This is a genomic window from Streptomyces sp. NPDC001410 (assembly GCF_042895235.1).
GTDB lineage: Bacteria > Actinomycetota > Actinomycetes > Streptomycetales > Streptomycetaceae > Streptomyces.
In genome coordinates, this window is sequence record NZ_JBIAWE010000012.1 from 242,518 (window position 1) to 268,462 (window position 25,945).

Here is a 25,945-nt window from a genome sequence, read left to right on the forward strand (position 1 = left end):
CCCGCCATGACCTACCGCGTCTGTTTCGTGTGCACCGGGAACATCTGCCGTTCCCCGATGGCCGAGTCCGTCTTCCGCGCGCGCGTCGAAGAGGCCGGCCTCGCGGACCTGGTGGAGACCGACAGCGCCGGCACCGGAGGCTGGCACGAGGGGGAGGCCGCCGACCCGCGCACCGTCTCGGTCCTCGACGAGCACGGCTACGGCACCCAGCACGTCGCACGACAGTTCCAGCCCTCCTGGTTCGCCCGCCTCGACCTGGTGATCGCCCTCGACACCGGCCATCTCAAGGCCCTGCGCCGCCTCGCAGCCACCGAGGAGGACGCCCGCAAGGTGCGCCTGCTGCGTGCATACGACCCCGCGGCCGCCGACGACCCCACGGCCGGCGGCGACCTCGATGTGCCGGACCCCTACTACGGGGGCCGGGACGGCTTCGAGGAGTGCCTGGCGATGGTGGAGGCGGCGAGCACCGGTCTGCTCGCCGCTGTACGGGAGCAGCTGGAGGGACGGGCCGCATGAGCGACACCGGCAAGGACGCGGACCGCGTCGGCGACGGCACGCGCGCGGTACGGGCCGGACTCCCCGAGCCCGTCAAGCACGAGCCGACGCTGCCCGGACCGGTGTTCGCCGCGCACTTCCACCTACCGGGCGAAGTGACCGGACCGTACGCCTACGGCCGGGACGACAACCCCACCTGGACCCTGCTGGAGCGCGCCATCGGGGAGCTGGAGGCGCCGGGGCTGGGCGACGTCGAGACGCTGGTGTTCGCCTCCGGCATGGCCGCGATCTCCTCGGTGCTGTTCTCCCAGCTGCGCGCCGGGGACGCGGTCGTCCTGCCCTCCGACGGCTACCAGGCGCTGCCGCTGGTCCGCGCCCAGCTGGAGGCCTACGGCATCGAGGTGCGCACCGCGCCCACCGGCGGCGACGCCCAGCTCGAGGTCCTCGACGGCGCGCGGCTGCTGTGGATCGAGTCGCCGTCGAACCCGGGGCTCGACGTGTGCGACATCCGGCGGCTGGCCGGGGCGGCACACGCGCGGGGCGCCCTGGTGGCCGTCGACAACACCCTCGCCACCCCGCTCGGGCAGCGCCCGCTGGAGCTGGGCGCCGACTTCTCCGTGGCCAGCGGCACCAAGCAGCTGACCGGGCACGGTGACCTCCTGCTGGGCTACGTCACCGGTCGCGACGCCGAGGCGATGGCCGCCGTACGCCGGTGGCGCAAGATCGTCGGCGCGATCTCCGGGCCCATGGAGGCCTGGCTCGCGCACCGCTCCATCGCCACGCTCCAGCTGCGCGTCGACCGGCAGAACGCGACGGCCCTCGCGGTCGCCGAGGCCCTGCGGCAGCGGCCCGAGGTCTCTGGGCTGCGCTATCCGGGGCTGCCCGACGACCCCGCGCACAAGGTCGCCGCCCAGCAGATGCGCCGCTACGGCTGCGTGGTCTCCTTCACGCTGCCCACGCGCGCGCGTGCCGAGCGTTTCCTCGATGCGCTGCATCTGGTCGAGGACGCGACGAGCTTCGGAGGTGTGCGCTCCACGGCCGAACGCCGCGGCCGTTGGGGCGGAGACGCCGTCCCGGAGGGCTTCATCCGCATGTCCGTCGGCGCCGAGGATCCCGAGGACCTGGTGGCGGATGTGCTGCGGGCCCTGGACGAGTCCGCCGAGTGACCGGATCAGGGGCCGTCCGACCCGTTCTGCGGCGGTCCGAGCCTCCCCCCTCGTGGCTCGGACCGCCTTCGGTTCCGCGCGCGAAGAACCGTGCGAACAAGGCTAGTTGACTCTCTGTCAGTGTCCAATCACGGTAGCGACAGAGACCTATCGACTTATTTATAGTTGGTGCCTGCCTCGGGGGCCGGAGGAGGGCAGGGAGAGGGAAGGGCGTGCCATGGATCTGGCCTTGCTGCGCACGTTCGTCACCGTGCACCGGGCCGGTTCCTTCACCCGCGCCGCCGCCCTGCTGGGCCTCTCCCAGCCGGCCGTCACCTCCCAGATCCGCACCCTTGAGCGACAGTTGGGCCGCCCCCTGTTCCTGCGGCAGGCCCGCGGGGTGACGCCGACGACCATCGGCGACGAACTCGCCCACAAGGCCGCGCCCCACCTCGACGCCCTGGTGGAGATAGCGGAGATCGGCCTGGACGACGAGTCCTCGTTACGAACGCTGCATCTCGCCGGCCCGCTGGAGTTCACCGCCGAACGCGCGCTTCCCGTGCTGACGGAGATGACCGGCGACGACGGCCAGAGTTTCGCCCTGCGCGCCTCCTTCGGCACCGCGGAGGAAACCCTGGAGGGGCTGGCCGCCGGACACCATGACCTGGCCATCAGCACGGTCCGGCCGCGCGGCGCCCTCCTGACCGCCACCGCGCTCTGCGACGAGGAGCACATGCTGGTCGCCGCCCCGCGCTGGGCCGAGCAGATCGGCCCCGGAGCGCTGCGCCTCAAGGGGGCGCCCGCGCTGGAGAACCTCCCGGTCGTCGAGGTCCACGAGTCGCTGCCGTTCGTCTCGCGCTACTGGGCCTCCGTCTTCGACTCGCGCCCGGCCGCCTCCGGCACGGTCATCGTCCCCGATCTGCGCGCGGTGCTCGCCTGTGCGACCGCGGGCGCCGGACTGGCGGTGCTGCCCCGCTATCTGTGCACCCCTGCTCTCGAGCGGGGGGAGATCGTGACGCTGCACGACCCCGCGGTGCCACCGCTGCGCACGTACTTCCTGGCGGTGCGCACGGGAACGCTCGCCATGCCGCATGTCGCGCGGGCGCACGAATGGCTTCTGCGGGCGGCCGCGGGCTGGGGGTGAGCCTCTGCTCCGAGGTTTTACCCGGTGCGCTCGGGTGGTGGCGCTGCGGGATGTTTCACGTGGAACCAGCCGGGCCACATTTCTCCCATGACCGTCCGACCCGTGGTCAAGCGCACCGCCCGTGCCGTTCTTCTGGACGGTGACGACCTGATCCTGATCAAGCGCACCAAGCCCGGTGTCGATCCCTACTGGGTCACTCCCGGTGGCGGGGTCGAGGCCGCGGACCCGACCGTCGTCGACGCCCTGCACCGCGAGGTGTACGAGGAGCTCGGCGCCAAGATCACCGACGTCGTGCCCTGCTTCGTGGACACCGTGGAGCACATCGGCGAGGACGGCGGCGCGACCGGCGTGAAGGTCCAGCACTTCTTCGTGTGCCGGCTGGAGTCCATGGACCCGTCGCTGCGCCACGGCCCCGAAGTGGAGGAGCCGGCGGGTGAGTACGAGATCGTCCGTGTCCCGTTCACCCGGGTCGGCATCGCCTCCGTCCACCTCGTACCGCTGTCGCTGCGGCACTACCTGGACGGCAACATCGAGGGCGTCCGCGCGATGCACGCCCCCGACCTCGGATAGTCGGCCGGCGTCGGTCAGTTCCCGACGACGATCAGCTCCTCGACCGAGTCGTGCCGTATGCGGTTCGAGGGAATGCCGATGTCCTGCAGGGCGTGGACCCCGCTGCGGATCATGCCGGGCGGACCCGAGACGTAGGCGTCGTACTCGTTCCAGGGGCCGTACTCCCGTATGGCGTCGGGCAGCTGGAGATGGGCCAGCTGGTCGATGATCGCCCGTACGGAGAGCCACGGGTGGCTCTGCTGGAGTCTGAGCATGGTGTCGATGTCGTACAGGTCGTGGTCGGTGCGGGCGCCGTAGAACACCTCGACCTGACGGCGCAGGCCGTGCTCGGCCACGTCCTCGACGAGGGCCTTGATGGGCGCTATACCCGTGCCGCCACCCAGGCAGAGCAGCCCGCTGTCGGTGGTGTGGTCGACGGTCATCGAGCCGGCCGGCGGGCCCAGGCGTATGACGTCTCCCGGCCGGGCGCGATGCACCAGCGCGTTGGAGACCCAGCCGGCTGGAACGGCCTTCACATGGAACGTGAGCAGGCCGTCCGAGCGGGGTGCCGAGGCGAAGGAGTAGTGCCGCCAGACCCGTGGCCACCAGGGCGTCTCCACGCTGGAGTACTGCCCGGCGAGGAAGGGGTAGGGCTGGTCCGGGCGGACGGTGACGACCGCGACATCGGGGGTCCGGAGGTCGTGCGAGACGATCTCGGCGTGCCACCAGGCCGGGGCGCGCAGTTCGTCCGCCGCCGCGGCGTCGATCATCACCTGGGAGATCGTGGTGTAGGCGCGCACCCAGGCGGCCTCGATCTCCGGCTTCCAGATATTGGACGCGTACTTGCTGAGTGCGCCGATGAGGCATTCGCCCACGGCCGGATAGTGCTCGGCGCGTGTGCCGTACTTCCGGTGTCCGCGGCCCAGGTTCTGCAGGTACTCGACGAGGACCGGCTTGTTGTCGATGTGCTCGGCCGCGGTGAGCAATGCTTTCAGCAGCCGGTCCCGCTGGGTGTCCATCGCCGGCGGGAACATCGGACGCAGTTCGGGATGACGAACGAAGAGGAGCGCGTAGAAGTAGGAGGTGACCTTGTCGGCGACGGGGCCGATCTCGGCCATCGTGCCCCGGACGGCGAGCGCGTCCGGGGATGTCTCCTCGACGACGGGGGGAGCGGAGCGCTGAGGGGGCACGCGCTCCGGCTCGGTCGACGCTGCGGCGGGGCGTGAAGGCTCGAAGGCCGCGGCGGGCTCGGGGATCGGTGGGCTGCTGGGCGGGGCCTGTGCGAGCGGCTGTGCGGGCTGCTCGACGGGAGCGGCAGGAGTGGGGTAGGCGGCAGGGGCGTCGGACGTGGGGCGGGCGGTGCCCTCCCGGGTCGGCCGACCCACCGGGCGTACCACCGCGGGCCTGCGTCCCTCGGCCGTCTCCTGATCACCGCCCGGCGGCGGGGTCGAAGGCGCCTTGTGCGGCGTGAACCAGCCGCCTCCGCCCGCTATGCCGTTCTCCCCCGACGTGGTGGTCGGAGCGTCCATGGGTGCCCTCGCCTCGAACATCTCTCGGTCGGTCTGCGCACCTCCTCGGGAGGCGCATGCTTTCCCCCGGCGGGCGGCCAGCCGTAGCACTCTCCGCAGCATCCCATCCTGGCCGGATGCCACGGCCGTATACCCGGAAACGCGGGTCTTCGATCTCTTCGTCCCGTTAGGCTGTCTGCCCTGCTCTCGGCCCGCACGGGATGCGTGTACTCCATCCCGGACGTGAACCGGAGTCGACCCTACCGGCCGTCGCCATGCACACAAGTCCCCCCTTGCTTCCCCATGGAACGAGCAAGGGGCGAACCATGAACTCCCTCAACTACCGGACGTGTACACCAATTCATAGGCTTCCCGCAGATCACGGCCGGTGTAGGAGTATGTGGCGAGTCCGGCCAGGTGCCTGTCCGCATTGACCGCAACGGAAACCGGTACGACAGCAAATAGTTCCCTGTCCGACAGCGAATCGCCGTACGCGACGCAGTCTCCACGGGTCACACCGAATTCCTGGCAGAGCCGGTCCGCGATGGTCACCTTGGCCGCGGCGTTGAGCACTCCGGCCGGGTCCACGGGCTCGGTGAACGGCACGGCGGGAAAGCGCGATCCGTAGGTCGCGTGTGCACCCCAGCCCAGGAGACGTTCCACGAAGAAGGAAGGTGAGAGGGACACCACCGCGCAGTAGTCGCCCGTGGCCCTGATCTCCGCCCAGACCTCACGGATCCGGGCAAGCCAGGGAGCCGCTTCGAAGGCCGCACTCACCTGCGCCTCGGTCAGCTCCGCCCACAGGTCGTACACCCGGGTCGCATACTCCGGCGGACCTATCCGCCCCTCCGCGATCTCCCGGTCCAGCGCCACCGTCTCCGCTTCCCTGCCCAACTGGCGGGAAATCTCCACGGGGGCGGTGGTGCCATGCAGCAAAGTGCCATCGAGGTCGAAGAGGTGAAGTCTCGCCATGGGCTGAGGCTAATGGGAGGCGCCGCCGCGTCCCTTGATGTTTCACGTGAAACACGCACGCCGGTCGACGGCCTGTTCGAACGGCCACGACATGGCCAAAAGCACCTGCGTCTGCGTCGAAACAGGTGGACGTCGGGGGTGCCGGTCGGACAGCCTGACCTGCGTGCCGACTCCTTCCCCCGCTGCTCTGCCCATACGCCGTCTGACGCTCCGCGATCTCACCGCCTGCGCCGACTTGTCCGAAGATCGGGGGTGGCCACGCGAGGAACACAAGTGGGGCTTCCTGCTCACGGCCGGCAAGGGTTACGGCATCGACGACCCCGACGGAGGGCTCGTCGCCGCCTGCGTCGTCACGGAGTACGGCTCTTGGGAGCAATCGGACCTCGGCGCCATCGGCATGGTCCTGGTGGCCGAGCGCCACGCCCGCCAAGGTGTCGGGCGCCGCCTGATGCAGCATGTCGTCGCGGCCATGGGAACCACGCCGCTGACCCTGCACGCCACGCCCTATGGGCGCCCGCTCTACGAAGAACTGGGTTTCAAGGTCACGGGCCGGGCGGAGATGCTGCGGGGGCACTTCGTACCCGGCGGCACGGAACACGGGGTGGCGACCCGTGCTGCCACCGCGGAGGACCTGCCCTCGATCCTCCGTCTCGACGAGGAGGTGTTCGGCGTCGACCGCACTCCCCTCATCACCCGCCTGCCCGCCTTCGCCGATCAGCTGCGCGTGGCCGAGGACGGCGGCCGGATCATCGGCTACACGGCCGCGTGGCCCAACATGGACACGCATGTCGTCGGCCCGCTGATCGCCCGGGACACCGAGACGGCCAAGGCCCTCATCGCCTCGCTGGCGGCCCGTACGGACCGCCCGCTGCGCACCGACATCGACGTACGCCACGAGGAGCTGCTGGCCTGGGCCAGGGCGCGGGGGTTGACGTCCGTGGCCTTCAACGCCGTCATGACCTATGGCATCACGGACCTGCCGGGGGACTGGACGCGCCGGTTCGCGCCGCTGACGGTGGCCGCGGGCTGAGCGGTCGCACGGCAGACGCCGGTCCTCACCGCTCCAGGGCGGTGAGGACCGGCGTTGTCATGCCGCGGGGTGTGCGGTCAGGCAAGCGCTTGGACGGCCGCGGTGGCGAAGCCGTGGTCCTGGTCCGGGGCACCGCCGCCGACGCCGATCGCGCCGATCAGCCTGCCGTCCCGGTGGACGGGGAGACCGCCCGCGATGAAGAGCAGGGGCCGGTCGAGTGCCGTGGGGAGCGTGTGGAAGAGGCCGCCGGGCTGCACGGCGTCGACGAGGTCGGCGGTGGCCGCGTTCAGCTGGAGGGCGGTGTAGGCCTTGCGGGTGCTGGTCTCGCCGGAGATCAGCACGGCCCGGTCGTCCCGGCGGAAGGCGAGCAGGTGGCCGCCGGCGTCCAGGACGGTGACGCTGACGGTGACTCCCGCCTCCTCGGCAGCGCGACGGGCCGTGGCGACGAGCAGCTCGGCGTCCTCGGTGGTGAGCGGGGCGACGGCGGTGGTGCTCATGGCGCTTTCTCCTTGGTGCGGTGTGTGCGAGAGGTGAGGGGATGCCGTACGGGCCGGGGGCGGCCTGCGCCCCAGCGGTCCGGGTGACGGTCGAGTACGGGTGGTGATGCCCTGCGGTCGGGGCGGGCTCAGTGGTGGACGGGGGTCCGCTGCCCGGCGGGGCTTCCGGAGGTCACCACGGCGCTCCGCCCGCTGTCCCGGCGCTCCAGGGCGGCCGAGAGGACGGCGAGGACCAGGGCGGCCGCGGCGAGGGCGGCGCCGACCCAGTTGGGGGCGGTGTAGCCGAAGCCGGCCGCGATCACCAAACCGCCGAGCCAGGCGGAGAGGGCGTTGCCCAGGTTGAAGGCGCCGATGTTCACGGCCGAGGCGAGCGTCGGGGCGCCGTGGGCCTGGTCGAGGACGCGCTTCTGCAGCGGCGGGACGGTCGCGAAGCCGAGGGCGCCGATCAGGGCGATGGTCACGGCGGCAGCGATCTTGTTGTGCGCGGTGAGCGAGAACAGCGCGAGCACGGCGGCCAGGGCACCCAGGGAGACGTACAGCATCGGCATCAGCGCGCGGTCGGCGAACTTGCCGCCGATGAGATTGCCGCCGACCATGCCGAGGCCGAACAGGACCAGCAGCCAGGTGACGGACCCGTCGGCGAAGCCGGCGATGTGGGTCATCATCGGCGCGATGTAGGTGATGGCCGCGAAGACACCGCCGAAGCCGAGCACGGTCATCGCCATGGCGAGCAGGACCTGGGCGTTCTTGAAGGCAGCCACTTCATGACGCAGGTGCACGCCTTCGGGCCTGGGCATCTCGGGCACCAGCCTGGCGATGCCGGCCAGGCCGACGAGACCGAGGGCGGCGACGATGCCGAAGGTGACGCGCCATCCGACGTGCTGCCCGACGAACGTGCCCAGCGGAACGCCGACGACGTTGGCGACGGTCAGGCCCGTGAACATCATCGCGATGGCGCCGGCCTTCTTGTCGGGCGCCACCAGCTCGGCCGCGACGACCGAGCCGATGCCGAAGAAGGCACCGTGGGCGAGCGAGGCGATCACCCGTCCGATCAGCATGATCGCGAAGGTGGGAGCCAGAGCGGAGACCAGGTTGCCAGCGATGAAGAGGCCCATCAGGAGCATCAGCATCCGCTTGCGCGAGACCTTGGTGCCGAGCACGGTCATCAGCGGGGCGCCGATCACCACGCCGAGGGCGTATCCGGTCACCAGCAGGCCCGCTGTGGGGATGGAGACCCCGAAGTCTCCGGCGACCTCGGGCAGCAGACCCATGATCACGAACTCGGTCGTTCCGATCCCGAAGGCCCCGATCGCGAGGGCCAGAAGCGCGAGAGGCATGGGGGGTACACCTTCCCAGACGATTGCAGGAGCGCTTTGCGTGCGTTCACAATAGTTGCAGACGCGGGCTAAGGGCAACCGCCGACTATTGCGGGAGTGCTCTACTCTGGATCCAGCCGCTCCGGGACGGAGGAAAACGCCAATGACAGCGACGGACCCCGCACTCACCGCCCTCGCTCAGGGCTGGTCCGCCCTCGCTCTCCTGCACGGGAGGATCGAGGCGCACATCGAGCGCGCCCTGCAGACCGGGCACGACCTGAGCGTGCGCGAGTACTCCCTGCTCGACGTGCTCAGCCGGCAGCACGAGGGCGAGGGCGGCCATCTGCAGATGAAGCAGGTCGCCGACGCGGTCGTGCTCAGCCAGAGCGCCACCACGCGACTGGTGACCCGCCTGGAGGACCGCGGTCTGCTGGAGCGCTACCTGTGCCCCACCGACCGTCGCGGCATCTACACCAATGTCACCGAGGCGGGTCTGCGGCTGCTGGAGGAGGCGCGGCCCACCAATGACGCCGCCCTGCGCGAGGCCCTGGACGAGGCGGCCAGGAACCCCGAACTGGCCCCGCTGGTACGCGTCGTGGAGTCCCTGAACGTGCCCGCATAGGGTGCGGGTATGGGAGATCTTGAAATACGCCGTACGACCGCGGACGATCTGCCGGCGATCGTCGCCATGCTCGCCGACGATCCACTGGGCGCCCAGCGCGAGTCACCCGACGACCTGACGCCCTACCTCGCGGCGCTGGACCGGCTGAACACGGACCCGAACCAGCAGCTCGTCGTGGCGGTTCGAGAAGGCCGAGTCATCGGCACCCTCCAGCTGACGCTCGTCCATGGGCTCTCCCGCAAGGGAGCGACCCGCTCGATCATCGAGGCCGTCCGCATCCACGCCGACGAGCGCGGCAGCGGCCTGGGCACCCAGCTCATCGAGTGGGCTGTCGAGGAATCCCGGCGCCAGAACTGCCAGTTGGTGCAGCTGACCTCCGACAGCAGCCGCACGGACGCTCACCGCTTCTACGAACGCCTCGGCTTCACCGCTTCGCACGTGGGTTTCAAGCTCCAGCTCTGAATGAACGGCCAGGGGGTGGGTGTTTCACGTGAAACACCCACCCCCGGCGACGAGCCGCCTACTCCGCGATCCCGCGCCAGCCCTTCGAATCCACCCCACCGGGCACCTCAGCCCCCACCTCGTAGGGCTGCCGCGTGAACACGAACGACCCGAGGTCCAGATGGATCAGGGAACCGTCCGGGCGGCGTACGGGCCGGAGCAGCTCTCCGGCGTAGTAACCCTCCAGGCCCGTCCATGTGCCGTCTCCGTTCGAACGGAAGCGGGCGCGGCGGCCGCCACCGGTCAGCGGTGCCAGCGCAAGAAGCCCGTCGGCCATCACCCGCAGGGCGAAAGCGTGCGTCCCCCAGTACCACTGCCCCGCCAACTCCAGGACATCCGGGTCGACTTCACGCAGCGGACGCCACGGCTCGGGGATACGCGGCTCCGCCTCCGCAACGATACGGACGAGATCGGCGCCCACCGCCCCCAGCAGCGGGCCACTCGTGCAGTTGGCCAGCACCACCGCCGCCACGTCGTCCTCCACGCTGATGGTGAGGTTCGCGAGGAAGCCGGGGAGCGAGCCGGAGTGCCCGACGAGGAGCCTGCCGTCCCGCCGCTGGACCTGCATGCCGAGGCCATAGGTCGCCCCGTCCACCACGTCCGCGGCCTCGGCCGGCGCCGCGGGCGTCCGCATCTCGCGCACCGACTCCGCGCTCAGCACCCGGTCGTCTCCCCCGGCCAGAAAGGCGGCGAACCGCGCGAGGTCACCGGTGGTGGACCACAGCTGGCCGGCGGGAGCCATCCGGCCGAGATCCTCCAGCGGTTCGGGCAGCAGTGCGTCGGCCCAGGGATGCACCGCCCAGCCGCCCGCATGCGGCGCCTGCGGCTGGGCGGTGGTGCGGTGGAGCCCGAGGGGTTCGAGCACCTCGCTGTGCAGCACCTCCTCCCAGGGGGCGCCCCGAAGCTCCTCCACCAGTGCGCCCAGCAGGGTGTAGCCGGGATTGGAGTAGTGGTGGCGCCGACCGACGGGGTGCAGGAGGGGCTGCTCGCCGAGGACGTCGCTCAGCTCGGGGCGCAGTGAGCCCGGGGTCCGCTCCCACCAGGGCGCGGGTGACTCGGCGGCCAACCCGGAGGTGTGTGCGAGCAGTTCGGCGATCGTCGCCTCGCCGGCTCCGGTGCCCGGCAGATGCTTCTCCAGGGGATCACCGAGATCGAGCACGCCCTCGTCGCGCAGCCGCAGCACCAGTACGGCGGTGAACGTCTTGGTGATCGACCCGATCCGGTACTGCACGTTCTCGTTCGGCCCGTGCCCGTCCACCGAAGTGCGCGACCCGTGCCAGACGGCCCGCCCGTCCCGCACGACAGCGGCGACCAGCGAGGGCGCCCGCCCTTCGGCCTGCGCGAGAGCGATCCGGTGCAGCAACGCCCGCCGGGTGCCCGGGAGCAGCTCTTCTTGCGATGTCGTCATGGGCCCAGTCCATCCGCTGGGGCGCCATGCGTCGAGTTCATTTCTCCGGCAGTCCGGCCGGGTCAGGTCTGGGCCATGTCCACGAAGCGGGAGTAGTGGCCCTGGAAGGCCACCGTGATCGTCGCCGTAGGGCCGTTACGGTGCTTGCCCACGATGATGTCCGCCTCGCCCGCTCGCGGTGACTCCTTCTCGTAGGCGTCCTCACGGTGCAGCAGGATGACCATGTCGGCGTCCTGCTCGATGGAGCCGGACTCACGCAGGTCGGACACCATCGGTTTCTTGTCCGTGCGCTGCTCGGGACCACGGTTGAGCTGCGAGAGCGCGATCACCGGGACCTCCAGCTCCTTGGCCAGCAGCTTGAGGTTACGGGACATGTCCGACACCTCCTGCTGACGGCTCTCGGAGCGCTTGGAACCACCGGACTGCATCAGCTGCAGATAGTCGATGATCACGAGTTTGATGTCGTTGCGCTGCTTCAGCCGGCGGCACTTCGCGCGGATCTCCATCATCGACAGGTTCGGGGAGTCGTCGATGTAGAGCGGCGCGGAGGAGACCTCGGGCATACGGCGCGCCAGGCGGGTCCAGTCCTCGTCCGTCATGGTGCCCGAGCGCATGTGGTGCAGCGCCACGCGCGCCTCGGCCGACAGCAGACGCATCGCGATCTCGTTGCGCCCCATTTCGAGGGAGAAGATGACGCTGGCCAGGTTGTGCTTGATCGACGCCGCGCGTGCGAAGTCCAGCGCGAGCGTGGACTTACCCATGGCGGGACGGGCCGCGATGACGATCATCTGGCCCGGGTGCAGGCCGTTGGTCAGCGAGTCCAGGTCCGTGAAGCCCGTGGGCACACCGGTCATCTCGCCGCTGCGTGAGCCGATCGCCTCGATCTCGTCGAGGGCGCCCTCCATGATGTCGCCGAGCGGCAGATAGTCCTCGCTGGTGCGCTGCTCGGTGACTGCGTAGATCTCGGCCTGGGCGCGGTTGACGATCTCGTCGACGTCGTCGTCGGCCGCGTATCCCATCTGCGTGATGCGGGTGCCTGCCTCGACCAGGCGGCGCAGGACCGCCCGCTCGTGGACGATCTCGGCGTAGTACTCGGCGTTCGCCGCCGTAGGCACCGTCTGGACGAGGGTGTGGAGGTACGACGCGCCACCGACCTTGTTGATCTCGCCGCGCTTGGTGAGTTCGGCGGCGATGGTGATGGGGTCGGCCGGCTCGCCCTTGGCGTAGACGTCGAGGATCGCCTGGTAGATCGTCTCGTGCGCCGGCTTGTAGAAGTCGTGGCCCTTGAGGACCTCGACGACGTCGGCGATGGCGTCCTTGGACAGCAGCATGCCGCCCAGCACGGACTGCTCGGCGTCCAGGTCCTGCGGCGGCACCCGCTCGAAGGAGGTGCCGCCTTCCCAGTCGCCGTTCTCCCGGCCCCGGTCGTGCTGTTCGTCACGGCCCCGGCCGCCGTCGCTTCGGCGACGGGAGGCGGGCAGACGATCGCTGGGTCCGCTGTCGGCCCACGGATCGTCCAAGGGCTCGGAAATGCTCACCGAGCCACCTCCTCCCGTCCGCACGGCGGACCTCGCCGTGCCCTCTGTTGTACGGCACGACACTGACAGTTGAGAGGCCCAACTCCGCTTCTGGCGCGTCGGTTTTGTGACGTTTCCCAGGCCGAGGGAAGGAGCGGGCGCCGGACAACGGTAGGCCTGTCGGCACCGTCAGCCAATCTGGTTATCCACAGGCCATGTGGACGACGGCCCGGATGCTGTGGAGAACCTGCCGAAACCTGTGCACGACGCGGTGGACAGCCCTGTGAACAAGCCCTCGATCCCGCCGAGTGCAGCGCTTTGACCTGCACCTTTACCGTCCACCGGCTGTGCAGAAGAAAAACTTCCCCAGTCGGATCAAGATCGCCTCGAACGGTGCGCTCATGTGCACGGTTCGAGACCGGAAGTAAGGGTCAGTCAGCAATTGCATCTCTTACCTGTGGACGATTAGATTAGTGCTCATGACACAGGCTCCAGCGATCCCCCAGGCCACCCGCCGCCGGCACGACCGAGAGATCGTCGCGCTGGCCGTCCCGGCCTTCGGCGCACTCGTCGCGGAGCCTCTGTTCGTCATGGCCGACAGCGCCATCGTCGGCCACCTCGGGACCGCCCAGCTCGCCGGTCTGGGCGTGGCCTCGGCCCTCCTCACCACCGCCGTGAGCGTCTTCGTCTTCCTCGCCTACGCCACCACGGCCGCCGTGGCCCGGCGCGTCGGCTCCGGCGATCTCCAGTCAGCCATCCGTCAGGGTATGGACGGCATCTGGCTCGCCCTGCTCCTCGGAGTGGCGGTCATCGCCCTCGTCCTCCCGTTGGCTCCGGGCATCGTGGACCTCTTCGGTGCCTCCGCCACCGCTGCCCCCTATGCCACGACGTATCTGCGCATCTCCGCACTCGGCATCCCGGCCATGCTGGTCCTCCTCGCCGCCACCGGTGTGCTGCGCGGCCTGCAGGACACCAGGACCCCGCTGTACGTCGCTGTCGCAGGCTTCGTCGCCAACGCCGCACTCAACGCGGGACTCGTCTACGGCGCCGGACTCGGCATCGCCGGATCCGCCTGGGGCACCGTCATCGCACAGTGCGGCATGGCGGCCGTCTATCTGGCCGTGGTCGTGCGTGGGGCCCGCAAGCACGGGGCCTCCCTGCGCCCGGATGCCGCCGGCATCCGGGCCTCGGCTCAGGCCGGAGTTCCCCTGCTCGTCCGCACGCTGTCGCTGCGGGCGATTCTCATGATCGCCACGGCTGTCGCGGCACGCCTCGGTGACGCCGACATCGCCGCCCACCAGATCATCCTGTCCCTGTGGAGCCTGCTGGCCTTCGCCCTCGACGCGATCGCGATCGCCGGGCAGGCCATCATCGGCCGCTACCTCGGCGCGAACGACGCCCACGGCAGCCGCGAGGTCTGCCGCCGCATGGTCCAGTGGGGCGTAGCCGCCGGTGTCGTACTGGGCCTCCTCGTGGTGGCCGCCCGGCCGCTGTTCCTCCCGCTGTTCACCAGCGACTCCGTGGTCAAGGACGCGGCACTTCCGGCACTGCTGATGGTGGCCCTCTCCCAGCCCGTCTGCGGAATCGTCTTCGTGCTGGACGGAGTCCTGATGGGCGCTGGGGACGGGCCGTATCTGGCCTGGGCGATGGTGGCGACCTTGGCGGTGTTCGCCCCGGTGGCGCTGCTCGTCCTGACGCTGGGCGGGGGCCTCACCGCGCTCTGGGCGGCTATGACGCTCATGATGACGGTCAGGATGCTGACTCTCTGGCTCCGCGCCCGCTCGGGCCGCTGGATCGTAACGGGTGCGACGCGCTGACCGTTTCACGTGAAACATGCAGCGCCCCGCGCACAGCCGCACTGAGACCGAACGCGAAGAGGGGCCGCCCCGTAGGAGGCGGCCCCTCTCAACTGCTCAAGCCGAGCGCAGCGTCACGCCGCGACGACCTCGATGTTGACCTTGGCGGCAACCTCGGGGTGCAGACGCACGGACGTCTCGTGGGCGCCCAGGGTCTTGATCGGGGCGGACAGCTCGATGCGACGCTTGTCGACCTCGGGGCCACCGGAAGCCTTGATCGCGGAAGCGATGTCGGCCGGGGTGACGGAACCGAAGAGACGGCCGGCGTCGCCGGAGCGGACGGCCAGGCGGACCTTGACGCCCTCGAGCTGGGCCTTCACAGCATTGGCCTGCTCGATGGTCTGGATCTCGTGGATCTTGCGGGCGCGGCGAATCTGCTCGACGTCCTTCTCGCCACCCTTGGTCCAGCGGATAGCGAACTTCCGCGGGATGAGGTAGTTGCGAGCGTAACCGTCCTTGACGTCGACGACGTCGCCAGCGGCACCGAGGCCGGAGACCTCGTGGGTGAGGATGATCTTCATTAGTCGGTCACCCTTCCCTTAGCGCGCGGTGGACGTGTAGGGCAGCAGCGCCATCTCACGGCTGTTCTTGACGGCCGTGGCGACGTCACGCTGGTGCTGCGTGCAGTTGCCGGTAACACGGCGGGCACGGATCTTGCCGCGGTCGGAAATGAACTTCCGCAGCATGTTCGTGTCCTTGTAGTCCACGTACGTGACCTTGTCCTTGCAGAAAGCGCAGACCTTCTTCTTCGGCTTGCGCACAGGCGGCTTCGCCATGATGTTTCTCCTGTGTGATCAAGAAGTGGGGATGCGAGCCCTAGAAGGGGGGCTCGTCCGAGTAGCCGCCACCGCCGCCGGAGCCTCCGCCCCAGCCGCCGCCGCCCTGGTTGCCACCGGCGGGAGCGCCGGTCGCCCACGGGTCGTCGGCAGGAGCGCCGCCCTGCTGCTGACCGCCACCGGGGCCACCGCCCCAGCCGCCGCCCTGCTGGCCGCCACCGCCGCCGTAACCACCCTGGCCACCGCGAGCACCACCGGCGGCGGTCTTGGTGACCTTGGCCGTGGCGTTGCGCAGGCTGGCGCCGACTTCCTCGACGTCCAGTTCGTAGACCGTGCGCTTGACGCCCTCACGGTCCTCGTAGGACCGCTGCTTCAGCCGGCCCTGCACGATGACGCGCATGCCTCGCTGGAGCGACTCGGCGACGTTCTCCGCCGCCTGACGCCAGACCGAGCACGTGAGGAAGAGGCTCTCGCCGTCCTTCCACTCGTTCGTCTGGCGGTCGAAGGTGCGGGGAGTGGACGCGACGCGGAACTTCGCGACCGCCGCACCGGACGGGGTGAAGCGCAGCTCGGGGTCATCGACAAGGTTGCCGACGACCGTGATGACGGTCTCGCCTGCCATGGGGGTACCTCTCGGCGGGTTTGCTGCTCTGGCTGCTTGTTACTGCTACTCGAATCCCGAGATCAGCTGAGCGGGAAAGCTCAGTGGGTCTCGGGGCGGAGGACCTTGGTCCGGAGGACCGACTCGTTCAGGTTCATCTGGCGGTCGAGCTCCTTCACGACCGCAGGCTCGGCCTGCAGGTCGATGACCGAGTAGATGCCCTCGGGCTTCTTCTTGATCTCGTACGCGAGACGACGACGGCCCCAGGTGTCGACCTTCTCCACCTTGCCGTTGCCCTCACGGACGACGGAGAGGAAGTTCTCGATCAGGGGGGCGACAGCGCGCTCCTCCAGATCGGGGTCGAGGATGACCATCACCTCGTAGTGACGCATGTGGAACCCACCTCCTTTGGACTCAGCGGCCACGGTCGTTCCGTGGCAGGAGGGTTGTGATGCGTACGCAACGGTATCGGCCACCACTGACAATCGGGGGCTCCTCGGGGGGATCCCCGCAGCGGCCTGGGCAGACACCGGTGCAGCGGTACAGACTACCCGCACACGTGCTTCCGGTTGAAATCCGGCGGTGGGGGCCCTTCAATCTGTACACATCGGGTGTGTATGGCGCTACAGTGCGCCGCGATCCGCAGGAGGTGCCTCATGGCACAGCAGGCATTGCGACCCAACACCGCCGGATCCTTCTTCGCCACCGACGGCAGGCCTCATCCGCTCCAGGACACCCTGATGGTGGCGACGCTGGCCCTGGGCCTGATCGCCTTCATCACGTCCTTCTTCCACGGCCTTCACCTGCTCTCGTCCTGGGCCGGCCTGGTGGGGATCATCACCGGCCTGTACGGGCAGTGGGTCTCGGAGACCACGCGGGAGCGGACCGGGCTGATCCTGGGTCTCGGTGCCGCCGGAGTCGGCTTCATGCTCGGCATGTCGAACGGCGGACTGTTCGGCGGCCTCATCGGCTGACCCGTCCGGCCGTCGGTCCGGCACCTTCTCCGACACCGTGAAAACGCCTCGGCGGCCAGAAGCCGGGGCGAAGGTGCCGTACGCCCCAGTCGGGGTGCTCGCAAGGCGCAGTAGGCTTCGGCGCGAGAGCCGGAGCCCCTGAACCCATGGGGACACACCAGCCCGAGGAGCGCCCCGACATGAGCCTGACCCTGAGGACCATCAGCCGCGAGCAGCATCTGGCCTACATCCAGAGCCTGCCGGCGGCGAGCCACATGCAGGTCCCGGCCTGGGCCGATGTGAAGGCGGAGTGGCGCTCGGAGCACCTCGGCTGGTTCGACGAGCGCACCAGCGAGATGGTCGGCGCCGGCCTGGTCCTCTACCGTCAGCTGCCCAAGATCAAGCGCTACCTCGCCTATCTCCCCGAGGGCCCGGTCATCAACTGGTTCGCGCCGAATCTGGACGACTGGATCCAGCCGATGCTGGCGCACCTCAAGCAGCAGGGTGCCTTCTCCGTGAAGATGGGCCCGCCGGTGATCATCCGCCGCTGGGACGCGGAAACCATCAAGCGGGGCATCCAGAGCCCGGACGTGAAGCGCCTGCGCGACATGGAGGCCGACTTCATCGAGCCGCGCGCCTTCGAGGTGGCCGACAAGCTGCGCCGCATGGGCTGGCAGCAGGGCGAGGACGGCGGGGCCGGCTTCGGTGACGTGCAGCCCCGCTACGTCTTCCAGGTGCCGCTGGCGGGCCGCTCCCTGGAAGAGGTCCACAAGAACTTCAACCAGCTGTGGCGCCGCAACATCAAGAAGGCCGAGAAGGCCGGCGTCGAGGTCGTCCAGGGCGGCTACCAGGACCTCGCCGAGTGGCAGCGGCTGTACGAGATCACGGCCGTGCGCGACCACTTCCGGCCCCGCCCGCTGTCGTACTTCCAGCGCATGTGGACGGCCCTCAACACCGAGGACCCCAACCGGATGCGGCTGTACTTCGCCCGCCACAACGGCGTGAACCTGTCCGCCGCGACCATGCTGATCGTCGGCGGCCACGTCTGGTACTCCTACGGCGCCTCCGACAACATCGGCCGTGAGGTCCGCCCCTCGAACGCGATGCAGTGGCGGATGCTGCGCGACGCCTACGCGCTCGGCGCCACCGTCTACGACCTGCGCGGCATCTCCGACTCGCTGGACGAGACGGATCACCTGTTCGGCCTGATCCAGTTCAAGGTCGGCACGGGCGGGCAGGCCGCCGAGTACCTGGGCGAATGGGACTTCCCGCTGAACAAGCTGCTCCACAAGGCGCTCGACATCTACATGTCGCGCCGCTGAGCCGCAGGCGTTTGATTCGATAGGCTTCACAGCTTTCGCACCTCTGATTCACCGCAGCCACGAGAAAGGTTCCGGGTCCGGCCATGGCGCTCACGCTTTACGTCGACACCGCGCGCTGGCGGGCGCACCACAAGCACGTGCAGGAGCAGTTCCCGGGCCTCGTCCCGGTCTGCAAGGGCAACGGCTACGGCTTCGGACACGAACGACTGGCCGAGGAGGCCAGGCGCCTGGGTGCGGACATCCTCGCCGTCGGCACCACGTACGAGGCCGCGCGCATCAAGGACTACTTCAGCGGTGACCTGCTGGTGCTGACGCCGTACCGGCGCGGTGAGGAGCCCGTCCCGCTGCCGGACCGGGTGGTCCGCTCGGTGTCGTCGATCGACGGCGTGTACGGCCTCGTGGGCGCCCGTGTCGTCATCGAGGTGATGTCCTCGATGAAGCGGCACGGCATCAGCGAGCAGGACCTGCCGCAGCTGCACCAGGCCATCGAGAACGTCCGGCTGGAGGGCTTCGCCATCCACCTGCCGCTGGACCGCACCGACGGCTCGGACGCCGTCGAGGAGGTCATCGGCTGGATGGACCGGCTGCGGGCGGCCCGGCTGCCGCTGCACACCATGTTCGTCAGCCACCTCAAGGCCGAGGAACTCGCCCGGCTCCAGCAGCAGTTCCCGCAGACCCGGTTCCGCGCCCGCATCGGCACCCGGCTGTGGCTGGGGGACCATGAGGCCACCGAGTACCGCGGCGCCGTCCTGGACGTCACGCGCGTGGCCAAGGGCGACCGCTTCGGCTACCGGCAGCAGAAGGCGGCCTCCGACGGCTTCCTGGTGGTCGTGGCAGGCGGTACGTCGCACGGGGTGGGCCTGGAGGCCCCGAAGGCCCTGCACGGCGTCATGCCGCGCGCCAAGGGTGTTGCACGGGCCGGCCTCGCCACGGTGAACCGGAACCTTTCTCCGTTCGTCTGGGGCGGCAAGCAGCGCTGGTTCGCCGAGCCGCCGCACATGCAGGTGTCGATCCTCTTCGTCCCGTCGGACGCCCCCGAGCCGACGGTCGGGGACGAGCTGGTGGCCCATCTGCGGCACACCACCACACAGTTCGACCGGATCGTGGACCGCTAGTCCCGGCTGCCGAAGCGAAAGGCCGTACACGACGTTCGTGTACGGCCTTCTTCATGCCCACCGAGGGCCCGGACGTGGTGCCGAGGGGACGCCGAGGAATGCCGAGAGGGTGTTCGCTCAGAGCGAACGGTCCTCGTGCGACGGCGGTTCCGGCCTCCCCCAGTCCACCTGAGGAGCGTCGAAGTGGGCGGCGTGCCGCGGGGGATGGGCCGCCGCACCGAGCACGAAGACGTCCTCCGCGCCGTCGAGCACCCCGCCCGAGGGGTCGTCGTCGCCGGACCGGCGCACCGCGTCCCGCTCGGGCATGAGGATGTCGCGTACGACGACGGCGCACAGGTACAGCGTGCCCAGCAGGTGCAACGCGATCGCCCAGTGGTAGCCCTGCGTCGGTAGACCCTTGTGGGCGTCTCCGCTGGTCGTGTAGGCGAGGTACATCCAGATGCCCAGGAAGTACGCCACCTCGCACGCCTGCCAGATCAGGAAGTCCCGCCACTTGGGCCGGGCGAGGACGGCCAGCGGCACCAGCCACAGGACGTACTGCGGGGAGTAGACCTTGTTGGTGAGGATGAAGGCCGCCACCATCAGGAACGCGAGCTGGGCGAAGCGCGGCCGGCGCGGAGCGGTGAGGGTGAGTGCCGCGATGCCGAGGAAGCACAGCACCACCAGCACGGTGGCGGAGGTGTTCACGAAGTCGGTGGTGGGCGGGTTGCTGGAGTTCTGCGCCCAGATCAGCCAGAAGGAGCCGAAGTCGACACCCCGGTCGTGGCTGAACGTGTAGAACTTCGACCAGCCCTGGAAGGCGAAGTACATCACCGGCAGGTTCACGACGAGCCAGGCGACGACGGCTCCGCCCACGGCCTGGAAGAACTCCCGCCACTTGCCGGCCCGCCAGCACAGCACCAGCAGCGGGCCGAGCAGGAAGACGGGATAGAGCTTGGCGGCCGTGGCGAGCCCCAGGAGGACTCCGAAGGCGACGGCGCGCCCCCGCGACCACATCAGCATCGCGGCGGCCGTCAGAGCCACCGCCAGCAGGTCCCAGTTGATGGTGGCGGTGAGGGCGAAGGCGGGCGCCAGAGCGACCAGCAGGCCGTCCCAGGGGCGTCGGCGGTGGGTGCGGGCCACACAGACGGCGATGGCGGCCGCACAGGCCATCAGCATCCCGGCGTTGACGAACCAGTACCACTGCTCCTGGTGCTGGATGGTGCCGCTGCCGGGCGTGAGCCAGGCGGCCACCTCCATGAACACACCGGTCAGCACCGGGTATTCGAGGTAGTCCATGTCGCCCGGGAGCTTGTCGAAGTACGGCACCAGCCCGTCGGCGAAACCGCGCCCCTGATAGAGGTGCGGGATGTCCGAGTAGCAGGCATGCGTGTACTGCGAGCTGGCGCCGAAGAACCAGGCGCTGTGATAGCAGGGCGCCTTCTGGACGAGGCCGAGCGCGAACATGCCGATCGCGACGAGCGCGACGACCCGTACGGGAGTCCACCAGGTCGTCCCGAGCAGGGCGCGCCGCCCGATGGGGCCACCGATCAGCTCACTCCCGGCCGCGGCGACCTCGTCCTCCCTGGTCGGCCGCACCGGCTCCGCACCGGCAGGCCGCACGGGCTCGGGCTCGTGCACGCTCGCGGGCGTCATCTCTGCACTGGGCATGGGCCACATCCTGCCGTACCTGTCTAGGAATACGCCGAGGGCCGCCGCACCTCGTGGATGCGGCGGCCCTCGTTTCACGTGAAACACCCTTGGCGGGCGATATGACCACCAATCGGTCAGACTGCCCGGCTAGCCGGTCTGACCTGCGAAGATGCCTCCGTTGCCGTTGCCTTTAGTGGTGCCGCTCGTATCCGTGGGTGTCGGACTGGAGCTGACACCCCCGTCCGTCGTACCGCCGTCCGTGCCGGTGGGGACGCACTTCCAGTTGTTGCAGGGCTGGCTCACCGTGGGCGACGGCGAGGTGGCCGTCTCGCTGGGCGTGGCGCTCGGCGTCTCGCTGGGAGTCTCACTCGGTGTGATGGTGACCGACGGAGTCGGCGAAGGCGCGCCCACCTCGTCCTGGACCTTGCCGATCTCGGTGGCTTCCGGGAAGCCCAGGTCGTTGCTCCCCTTCAGCGCGGCCTTCATGTACTCGGTCCACACCGACGTCGGGATGTCACCACCATGGATCGACGGCACGCCGGCCGTGCCGTTCATGGAGAGCAGCTCGTGGTCCTTCGGGTTCTCGCGGAACATCGCCACCGAGGTGGACAGCTGCTGGGTGTAGCCCACGAACCAGGCCGACTTGTTGCTGTCGGTGGTACCGGTCTTGCCCGCCGCCGTACGGCCCAGGGCCTTGGCGTTCTGACCGGTACCGTTCTGGATGACGTTCTGCAGGACGTCCGTGACGTTGTTGGCGATGTTCGAGTCCATCGCCCGCTTGACCTTGGGCTTCTCGAAGCCGGGCACGTCCACGCCGTCCTTCTTGACACTGGTCACCGAGTACGGATCCGCCTGCTTGCCGGACGCCGCGAAGGTCGCGTAGGCGTCGGCCATACGGATCGCGCTGGGAGTGGACGTACCGATGGCGAACGACGGGTTGAGGTCCTTCGACATGCTCTGGGGGAGGATGCCGGTCGAGCCGGCCACGTCCCGGACCTTCGACATCCCCACGTCCATGCCGAGCTGGACGAACGGCGTGTTGATGGACTGCTCCATCGCCTTGCGCAGGGTGATGTAGCCCCAGCGATGGTCACTCTCGTTGCGCTGGTAGAACGGCGAGCCGTCCTTCTTCAGGACGGTGGAGCCGTCCTGGTTCAGGACCTTGAGCTTGTCGTTGCCGTTGTACTTGCTCAGCGGCGAGAGGCCCTCGGGTTGGGTCTTGTACGTCCCGTACTCCATGGCCGCGGCCAGCACGAACGGCTTCCACGTCGAACCGACGGGGACACCCGAGGTGTCGGCGTTGTTGGTGAAGTGCCCGTTCTCGTAACCGTCACCGCCGTAGAGGGCGACGATCGCGCCGTCGTTGGGCACCACCGAGGCCGCACCGAACTGGACGTACTTGTCCAGGTCGCGGCGCTTCGGGTCGAGGCGCGACTTCTGGATCTTCTTCACGGCCGCGGCCAGGTCGTTGACCTTGTTCTTCTTGAAGGTCGTGTAGATCTGGTAGCCGCCCCGGTCGAAATCCGCCTCCGAGATGTCGGAGTGGCTCAGGACGTACTTCTTCGCCGTGTCGGCCAGGTAGCTGATCTGGCCGGTCATGCCCTTGGTCGCCTTGCGGCCCTGGGGCTCGGGGTACTTCTTGAGGGCGTCCTGGTACTGGGCGTCGGAGAGGTGCTTGTCCTTGTGCATCTCACCGAGGATCCAGCGCCACCGCTCCTGCGAGCGCTTGGTGTTGGCAGCCTGGGTCGCCGATTTGTCCAGGTCCGGGTTGCCCGCCGGGTCGTAGTAGGTCGGGCCCTTCAGCAGCGCCGCGAGGACGGCACACTGGCTCGGCGTGAGCTTGACCGCGTCCACGTTGTAGTAGGTCTGGGCGGCGGCCTGGATGCCGTAGGCACCGCGGCCGTAGTACGAGGTGTTCAGATAGCCCTGGAGGATCTGCGGCTTCTTGAGCTTGGCACCCACCTTTATGGAGATGAACATCTCGCGGAACTTGCGGGTGACGGTCTGGTCCTGGCTCAGGTACGTGTTCTTGACGAACTGCTGGGTGATGGTCGAACCACCCTGCGTCTGACCGCCTCGCGCCATGTTGGCCAGGGCTCGGACGATACCCATGGGGTCGACACCCGAGTCCTTGTAGAAGCTCTTGTTCTCGGCCGAGATCACCGCGTACTGCATGGCCTCGGGGATCTTGTCGATGGTGACGTTCTGGCGGTTGACGCCGGTGCCGGTGGCCACCATCCGAGTGTTGTCGGCCCAGTAGTAGACGTTGTTCTGCGACTGGGCGGCGATGTTCTCGCTGGGGATCTGCACCATCGCGAAGCCGATGCCGACCATGGCGACGAGAGCGCCGACGAAGCCGATGAACAGACCCGAGACGAGCTTCCAGGACGGCACCCAGCGGTGCCAGCCGTACTTGCCCGCCCGTGGGTAGTCGATGAATCGCTTCTTGCCGGGCGGTGCCGCCGCACGGCCTCTGCCGCGTCCGGGCCCGGTCGGTCCGCCCGGACCGCCGCGCCGGCCGCCCGGACCTGCGTTGTCGGCGGTACGGCGCCTGCCGCCGCCTCTCTGCGCCGCCCGGCGTGCCTCGGCGCGGCTGCCGTAGGGGCGCTCCTCACCCCCCGAGCCGTAGGAGTCCGACCCATGGGAACTGGAACCATAGGAGTCGGCAGAAGACCCGGTGGCGCCTCGCGGTGCCGCACGGCGGCCGGAGGACGGGCCGGGCTGGCCGCGTCGGGCCGCGGCACGTCCGCCTCCCTGCGGCGGCGGCGGTTTGCGACGGTGCTCGCTCATCGAACGATTACTCCTCGGGCAGGCGCACCCGTGCGCGCCTGGAACGGCGGCTGGTTTCCGGTCCCCCCGAAGTACGGATGTGGTCGGTTCCGCATTCACCCGTACTGCACCGGGGACGACGACGCCCCCCAGGCGTCACTTGGTTCCCGGTGGTCTGCATGCCGCACAGACTACGCACCGCCAAAACCTGCCGAGCCCCGAGGTTCACCCCAAAACAGGCAACTCGCTTCCTACGAATCGGTGATGTGATCCCGTTCACCGTCCTCCCTCTTGTCGCATGCGGAAGGCCGTTCTATCGTCGGGATGTATCGAGTCGATACATCAGCGCGAGATAAAGACGCTGCGGACCGAGAGGAGGCGATCATGAGCCGGCGTTCCGGCATCCTTGAGTTCGCCGTACTCGGGCTGCTGCGCGAGTCCCCGATGCACGGCTATGAGCTGCGCAAACGACTCAACACGTCGCTGGGTGTGTTCCGGGCGTTCAGCTACGGGACCCTCTACCCCTGCCTCAAGACGCTGGTCGCCAACGGCTGGTTGATCGAGGAAGGCAGCACCCATGACGACGCCCTCGCCGCTCCCCTCGCCGGACGCCGCGCGAAGATCGTGTACCGGTTGACGGCAGAAGGTAAGGAGCACTTCGAGGAGCTTCTTTCACAAACCGGTCCTGACGCTTACGAGGACGAGCACTTCGCCGCACGGTTCGCCTTCTTCGGGCAGACGTCGCGTGATGTGCGTATGCGCGTGCTGGAGGGCCGGCGCAGCCGCCTGGAGGAGCGCCTGGAGAAGATGCGCGCCTCCCTGGCGCGCACCCGGGAGCGCCTCGACGACTACACGCTTGAGCTCCAGCGCCACGGGATGGAGTCCGTGGAGCGCGAAGTGCGCTGGCTGAACGAGCTCATCGAGAGCGAGCGGGCCGGTCGGGACCTGAAGGGTTCCGCATCCGGGGGGTCCGCTCAGCAGGACACCACAACTGGAGCGACGGGCGGCCTGCCCCGTCCCGGGGAAACCCCCCGGACGGATACGCCCGGCGACACCGCCACGTGAGACCCACTCAGGGCCTCACTCGTACACACAGGGAGCAACCGGAATGGGTTCGGTTCGCGTAGCCATCGTCGGCGTGGGCAACTGCGCCGCGTCGCTGGTGCAGGGAGTCGAGTACTACAAGGACGCCGACCCGGCGTCGAAGGTCCCCGGCCTGATGCACGTGCAGTTCGGCGACTACCACGTCGGTGACGTCGAGTTCGTCGCCGCCTTCGACGTGGACGCCAAGAAGGTCGGCCTCGACCTCGCGGACGCGATCGGCGCCTCCGAGAACAACACCATCAAGATCGCCGACGTTCCGAACAAGGGCGTCACGGTCCAGCGAGGCCACACCCTCGACGGCCTCGGCAAGTACTACCGCCTGACCATCGAGGAGTCCGCCGAGGAGCCGGTCGACGTCGTCCAGGTCCTCAAGGACAAGCAGGTCGACGTGCTCGTCTGCTACCTGCCCGTCGGTTCCGAGGACGCGGCGAAGTTCTACGCCCAGTGCGCCATCGACGCCAAGGTCGCCTTCGTCAACGCCCTTCCGGTCTTCATCGCCGGCACCAAGGAGTGGGCGGACAAGTTCACCGAGGCGGGCGTCCCGATCGTCGGTGACGACATCAAGTCCCAGGTCGGCGCCACCATCACGCACCGCGTCATGGCGAAGCTGTTCGAAGACCGTGGTGTGCGCCTCGAGCGCACGATGCAGCTGAACGTCGGCGGCAACATGGACTTCAAGAACATGCTCGAGCGTGACCGCCTGGAGTCCAAGAAGATCTCCAAGACGCAGGCCGTCACCTCCCAGATCCCCGACCGGGACCTCGGCGAGAAGAACGTCCACATCGGCCCGTCCGACTACGTGGCCTGGCTGGACGACCGCAAGTGGGCGTACGTCCGCCTCGAGGGCCGCGCCTTCGGCGACGTCCCGCTGAACCTGGAGTACAAGCTCGAGGTCTGGGACTCCCCGAACTCCGCCGGCATCATCATCGACGCCCTGCGCGCCGCGAAGATCGCCAAGGACCGCGGCATCGGCGGCCCGATCCTGTCGGCGTCGAGCTACTTCATGAAGTCCCCGCCGGTCCAGTACTTCGACGACGAGGCCCGCGAGAACGTCGAGAAGTTCATCCGCGGTGACGTCGAGCGCTAGCTCGACACAACGCGGTGCGCTAGTCG

25 protein-coding genes are annotated in these 25,945 nt (G+C 69.0%); 13 read left to right on the forward strand and 12 right to left on the reverse strand.

The genetic code is table 11. The features are described 5' to 3' along the window. The first annotated feature begins 6 nt into the window (after window positions 1–6). The 4 genes from ACFY3C_RS27000 to ACFY3C_RS27015 all read left to right on the forward strand — a co-directional run bounded on the left by ACFY3C_RS27000 (window position 7) and on the right by ACFY3C_RS27015 (window position 3,354). Complete coding sequence (locus ACFY3C_RS27000; protein WP_390772557.1) at window positions 7–516, forward strand: low molecular weight protein-tyrosine-phosphatase; 510 nt, start codon at window positions 7–9, stop codon at window positions 514–516. Further along, window positions 513–1,661 (forward strand): cystathionine gamma-lyase, encoded by a 1,149-nt coding sequence (locus ACFY3C_RS27005; protein ID WP_386572607.1) that lies wholly within the window; start codon window positions 513–515, stop codon window positions 1,659–1,661. The genes ACFY3C_RS27000 and ACFY3C_RS27005 overlap by 4 nt, the downstream gene beginning before the upstream one ends. Before the next feature lie 217 nt (window positions 1,662–1,878). Further along, complete coding sequence (locus ACFY3C_RS27010) at window positions 1,879–2,784, forward strand: LysR family transcriptional regulator (protein ID WP_390772558.1); 906 nt, start codon at window positions 1,879–1,881, stop codon at window positions 2,782–2,784. 87 nt (window positions 2,785–2,871) lie between these two features. Continuing rightward, on the forward strand, window positions 2,872–3,354 hold the full coding sequence (locus tag ACFY3C_RS27015; RefSeq protein ID WP_389178940.1) for an NUDIX domain-containing protein: 483 nt from the start codon (window positions 2,872–2,874) through the stop codon (window positions 3,352–3,354). A gap of 14 nt (window positions 3,355–3,368) precedes the next feature. Here ACFY3C_RS27015 and ACFY3C_RS27020 read toward each other — a convergent pair whose 3' ends face one another. Beyond that, a complete protein-coding gene (locus ACFY3C_RS27020; protein WP_390772559.1) occupies window positions 3,369–4,862 on the reverse strand; it encodes a globin domain-containing protein in 1,494 nt (497 codons plus the stop codon). 315 nt (window positions 4,863–5,177) lie between these two features. Beyond that, window positions 5,178–5,813, reverse strand: coding sequence for an HAD family hydrolase (locus ACFY3C_RS27025; RefSeq protein WP_390772560.1), 636 nt, complete (start codon window positions 5,811–5,813; stop codon window positions 5,178–5,180). Between the two features lie 163 nt (window positions 5,814–5,976). On the opposite strand from ACFY3C_RS27025, the gene ACFY3C_RS27030 reads away from it, so the two are divergent. Then, on the forward strand, window positions 5,977–6,843 hold the full coding sequence (locus ACFY3C_RS27030) for a GNAT family N-acetyltransferase (RefSeq protein ID WP_390772561.1): 867 nt from the start codon (window positions 5,977–5,979) through the stop codon (window positions 6,841–6,843). A 77-nt stretch (window positions 6,844–6,920) separates the two neighbouring features. On the opposite strand, the gene ACFY3C_RS27035 is transcribed toward ACFY3C_RS27030, so the two are convergent. Both ACFY3C_RS27035 and ACFY3C_RS27040 read right to left on the reverse strand, forming a co-directional pair. Next, on the reverse strand, window positions 6,921–7,340 hold the full coding sequence (locus ACFY3C_RS27035; RefSeq protein ID WP_386572615.1) for a heme-binding protein: 420 nt from the start codon (window positions 7,338–7,340) through the stop codon (window positions 6,921–6,923). A gap of 128 nt (window positions 7,341–7,468) precedes the next feature. Next, entirely contained in the window at window positions 7,469–8,677 is a 1,209-nt protein-coding gene (locus ACFY3C_RS27040) for an MFS transporter (RefSeq protein WP_390772562.1), read from the reverse strand. A gap of 142 nt (window positions 8,678–8,819) precedes the next feature. Between ACFY3C_RS27040 and ACFY3C_RS27045 the strand changes: the two genes are divergently transcribed. After that, window positions 8,820–9,278, forward strand: coding sequence for a MarR family winged helix-turn-helix transcriptional regulator (locus ACFY3C_RS27045; protein WP_145878917.1), 459 nt, complete (start codon window positions 8,820–8,822; stop codon window positions 9,276–9,278). Window positions 9,279–9,287: 9 nt separating this feature from the next. Next, complete coding sequence (locus ACFY3C_RS27050; RefSeq protein ID WP_390772563.1) at window positions 9,288–9,740, forward strand: GNAT family N-acetyltransferase; 453 nt, start codon at window positions 9,288–9,290, stop codon at window positions 9,738–9,740. 58 nt (window positions 9,741–9,798) lie between these two features. Here the strand turns inward: ACFY3C_RS27050 and ACFY3C_RS27055 are convergent, their stop codons facing one another. Together ACFY3C_RS27055 and dnaB are read right to left on the reverse strand one after the other, a co-directional pair. Beyond that, window positions 9,799–11,187 (reverse strand): serine hydrolase domain-containing protein, encoded by a 1,389-nt coding sequence (locus ACFY3C_RS27055; RefSeq protein ID WP_390772564.1) that lies wholly within the window; start codon window positions 11,185–11,187, stop codon window positions 9,799–9,801. Window positions 11,188–11,249: 62 nt separating this feature from the next. Further along, a complete protein-coding gene (gene dnaB, locus ACFY3C_RS27060; RefSeq protein ID WP_386572619.1) occupies window positions 11,250–12,725 on the reverse strand; it encodes a replicative DNA helicase in 1,476 nt (491 codons plus the stop codon). Between the two features lie 458 nt (window positions 12,726–13,183). Here dnaB and ACFY3C_RS27065 point away from each other — a divergent pair, with 458 nt between their 5' ends. After that, window positions 13,184–14,521 (forward strand): MATE family efflux transporter, encoded by a 1,338-nt coding sequence (locus ACFY3C_RS27065; RefSeq protein ID WP_390772565.1) that lies wholly within the window; start codon window positions 13,184–13,186, stop codon window positions 14,519–14,521. Window positions 14,522–14,634: 113 nt separating this feature from the next. Here ACFY3C_RS27065 and rplI read toward each other — a convergent pair whose 3' ends face one another. The 4 genes from rplI to rpsF form a co-directional block, all read right to left on the reverse strand. After that, window positions 14,635–15,081: a 50S ribosomal protein L9 gene (rplI, locus tag ACFY3C_RS27070; RefSeq protein ID WP_067000461.1), complete on the reverse strand. Its 447-nt coding sequence runs from the start codon at window positions 15,079–15,081 to the stop codon at window positions 14,635–14,637. A gap of 18 nt (window positions 15,082–15,099) precedes the next feature. Next, on the reverse strand, window positions 15,100–15,336 hold the full coding sequence (gene rpsR, locus ACFY3C_RS27075; protein WP_003949403.1) for a 30S ribosomal protein S18: 237 nt from the start codon (window positions 15,334–15,336) through the stop codon (window positions 15,100–15,102). Between the two features lie 40 nt (window positions 15,337–15,376). Beyond that, entirely contained in the window at window positions 15,377–15,958 is a 582-nt protein-coding gene (locus tag ACFY3C_RS27080; protein ID WP_390772566.1) for a single-stranded DNA-binding protein, read from the reverse strand. An 80-nt stretch (window positions 15,959–16,038) separates the two neighbouring features. Continuing rightward, the gene (gene rpsF, locus ACFY3C_RS27085; RefSeq protein ID WP_003956532.1) at window positions 16,039–16,329 is read right to left on the reverse strand and encodes a 30S ribosomal protein S6; all 291 of its coding nucleotides are present in this window, start codon (window positions 16,327–16,329) and stop codon (window positions 16,039–16,041) included. A gap of 264 nt (window positions 16,330–16,593) precedes the next feature. Between rpsF and ACFY3C_RS27090 the strand changes: the two genes are divergently transcribed. From ACFY3C_RS27090 to ACFY3C_RS27100, 3 genes are all read left to right on the forward strand, one after another. Further along, window positions 16,594–16,911, forward strand: coding sequence for a hypothetical protein (locus ACFY3C_RS27090; RefSeq protein ID WP_390772567.1), 318 nt, complete (start codon window positions 16,594–16,596; stop codon window positions 16,909–16,911). 179 nt (window positions 16,912–17,090) lie between these two features. Continuing rightward, entirely contained in the window at window positions 17,091–18,212 is a 1,122-nt protein-coding gene (femX, locus tag ACFY3C_RS27095) for a peptidoglycan bridge formation glycyltransferase FemX (protein WP_386572623.1), read from the forward strand. An 83-nt stretch (window positions 18,213–18,295) separates the two neighbouring features. After that, window positions 18,296–19,327 carry an alanine racemase gene (locus ACFY3C_RS27100; RefSeq protein WP_386572624.1) on the forward strand — a complete coding sequence of 344 codons (1,032 nt, stop codon included), beginning with the start codon at window positions 18,296–18,298 and terminating at the stop codon, window positions 19,325–19,327. Window positions 19,328–19,444: 117 nt separating this feature from the next. Here ACFY3C_RS27100 and ACFY3C_RS27105 read toward each other — a convergent pair whose 3' ends face one another. After that, window positions 19,445–20,977, reverse strand: coding sequence for a glycosyltransferase family 87 protein (locus tag ACFY3C_RS27105; RefSeq protein ID WP_390772568.1), 1,533 nt, complete (start codon window positions 20,975–20,977; stop codon window positions 19,445–19,447). Window positions 20,978–21,106: 129 nt separating this feature from the next. Next, window positions 21,107–23,749 carry a transglycosylase domain-containing protein gene (locus tag ACFY3C_RS27110; RefSeq protein WP_390772569.1) on the reverse strand — a complete coding sequence of 881 codons (2,643 nt, stop codon included), beginning with the start codon at window positions 23,747–23,749 and terminating at the stop codon, window positions 21,107–21,109. 363 nt (window positions 23,750–24,112) lie between these two features. Between ACFY3C_RS27110 and ACFY3C_RS27115 the strand changes: the two genes are divergently transcribed. Both ACFY3C_RS27115 and ACFY3C_RS27120 read left to right on the forward strand, forming a co-directional pair. Next, the gene (locus ACFY3C_RS27115) at window positions 24,113–24,793 is read left to right on the forward strand and encodes a helix-turn-helix transcriptional regulator (protein WP_386572628.1); all 681 of its coding nucleotides are present in this window, start codon (window positions 24,113–24,115) and stop codon (window positions 24,791–24,793) included. A 43-nt stretch (window positions 24,794–24,836) separates the two neighbouring features. Next, entirely contained in the window at window positions 24,837–25,919 is a 1,083-nt protein-coding gene (locus ACFY3C_RS27120; RefSeq protein ID WP_386572629.1) for an inositol-3-phosphate synthase, read from the forward strand. The last annotated feature ends 26 nt before the right edge of the window (window positions 25,920–25,945 follow it).

Coding starts and splice junctions, on each gene's coding strand:
- ACFY3C_RS27010 (WP_390772558.1), top strand. CDS start 1,879: ATGGATCTGGCCTTGCTGCGCACGTTCGTCACCGTGCACCGGGCCGGT.
- ACFY3C_RS27005 (WP_386572607.1), top strand. CDS start 513: ATGAGCGACACCGGCAAGGACGCGGACCGCGTCGGCGACGGCACGCGC.
- ACFY3C_RS27115 (WP_386572628.1), top strand. CDS start 24,113: ATGAGCCGGCGTTCCGGCATCCTTGAGTTCGCCGTACTCGGGCTGCTG.
- rplI (WP_067000461.1), bottom strand. CDS start 15,081: ATGAAGATCATCCTCACCCACGAGGTCTCCGGCCTCGGTGCCGCTGGC.
- ACFY3C_RS27045 (WP_145878917.1), top strand. CDS start 8,820: ATGACAGCGACGGACCCCGCACTCACCGCCCTCGCTCAGGGCTGGTCC.
- ACFY3C_RS27050 (WP_390772563.1), top strand. CDS start 9,288: ATGGGAGATCTTGAAATACGCCGTACGACCGCGGACGATCTGCCGGCG.
- ACFY3C_RS27020 (WP_390772559.1), bottom strand. CDS start 4,862: ATGGACGCTCCGACCACCACGTCGGGGGAGAACGGCATAGCGGGCGGA.
- ACFY3C_RS27000 (WP_390772557.1), top strand. CDS start 7: ATGACCTACCGCGTCTGTTTCGTGTGCACCGGGAACATCTGCCGTTCC.
- ACFY3C_RS27065 (WP_390772565.1), top strand. CDS start 13,184: ATGACACAGGCTCCAGCGATCCCCCAGGCCACCCGCCGCCGGCACGAC.
- ACFY3C_RS27040 (WP_390772562.1), bottom strand. CDS start 8,677: ATGCCTCTCGCGCTTCTGGCCCTCGCGATCGGGGCCTTCGGGATCGGA.
- ACFY3C_RS27100 (WP_386572624.1), top strand. CDS start 18,296: ATGGCGCTCACGCTTTACGTCGACACCGCGCGCTGGCGGGCGCACCAC.
- ACFY3C_RS27080 (WP_390772566.1), bottom strand. CDS start 15,958: ATGGCAGGCGAGACCGTCATCACGGTCGTCGGCAACCTTGTCGATGAC.
- ACFY3C_RS27015 (WP_389178940.1), top strand. CDS start 2,872: ATGACCGTCCGACCCGTGGTCAAGCGCACCGCCCGTGCCGTTCTTCTG.
- femX (WP_386572623.1), top strand. CDS start 17,091: ATGAGCCTGACCCTGAGGACCATCAGCCGCGAGCAGCATCTGGCCTAC.
- ACFY3C_RS27025 (WP_390772560.1), bottom strand. CDS start 5,813: ATGGCGAGACTTCACCTCTTCGACCTCGATGGCACTTTGCTGCATGGC.
- rpsR (WP_003949403.1), bottom strand. CDS start 15,336: ATGGCGAAGCCGCCTGTGCGCAAGCCGAAGAAGAAGGTCTGCGCTTTC.
- ACFY3C_RS27110 (WP_390772569.1), bottom strand. CDS start 23,749: ATGAGCGAGCACCGTCGCAAACCGCCGCCGCCGCAGGGAGGCGGACGT.
- ACFY3C_RS27120 (WP_386572629.1), top strand. CDS start 24,837: ATGGGTTCGGTTCGCGTAGCCATCGTCGGCGTGGGCAACTGCGCCGCG.
- ACFY3C_RS27105 (WP_390772568.1), bottom strand. CDS start 20,977: ATGCCCAGTGCAGAGATGACGCCCGCGAGCGTGCACGAGCCCGAGCCC.
- ACFY3C_RS27035 (WP_386572615.1), bottom strand. CDS start 7,340: ATGAGCACCACCGCCGTCGCCCCGCTCACCACCGAGGACGCCGAGCTG.
- rpsF (WP_003956532.1), bottom strand. CDS start 16,329: ATGCGTCACTACGAGGTGATGGTCATCCTCGACCCCGATCTGGAGGAG.
- ACFY3C_RS27055 (WP_390772564.1), bottom strand. CDS start 11,187: ATGACGACATCGCAAGAAGAGCTGCTCCCGGGCACCCGGCGGGCGTTG.
- ACFY3C_RS27090 (WP_390772567.1), top strand. CDS start 16,594: ATGGCACAGCAGGCATTGCGACCCAACACCGCCGGATCCTTCTTCGCC.